Source organism: Bartonella taylorii 8TBB (assembly GCF_902825155.1).
GTDB lineage: Bacteria > Pseudomonadota > Alphaproteobacteria > Rhizobiales > Rhizobiaceae > Bartonella > Bartonella taylorii_A.
In genome coordinates, this window is record NZ_CADEAG010000109.1 from 1 (window position 1) to 466 (window position 466).

1 protein-coding gene is annotated in these 466 nt (G+C 38.6%); it reads left to right on the top strand.

Features of this window, described 5'->3' with window-relative positions:
* The coding region (locus J7R13_RS08870; RefSeq protein WP_208438312.1) for a hypothetical protein at nucleotides 1–328 on the top strand (328 nt) is incomplete at its 5' end.
* Nucleotides 329–466: the final 138 nt, after the last annotated feature.

A 466-nucleotide genomic window follows, 5' to 3' on the forward strand; every position in this document is an offset into this window, starting at 1 on the left:
AGAACTTGGAAAATCTTTTATCGTTACCGTGAGTGCAGAAAATCGCTCTGAGGGGGTTAGTTTGCGACTTGAAACGGTTCAATCTTTGGAACAGGAGGCGTTCCAGCATCATAAAATGATGCGTCGCTTTATAAAAACAGTTGATATGCTTCCTCAAATTGAGCAAAATTTAAATCCTAGTGGCAATGGAGAAGTCGGGCTTATTCTCATTCAAGAGGATGGATTACGGGAAGTCGAAATTACGCTTCCAAAGCGGTACAAGGCTAATTCACATGTGGCGAATGCTATGAAATCGATACAGGGTGTTGTTGATGTGGAGTTGACTTGAATAGGAATCCACAGGGGCTTTTTGTTTTGAGTGGAAGTATTTTTTTCATTAGCGATTTAAATTGGGCATTTGAATCGGGTTTGACATTTTGAAAGATTCTCTTTTCAGATATGGTGCATTTTTCATGTAATAAAATTA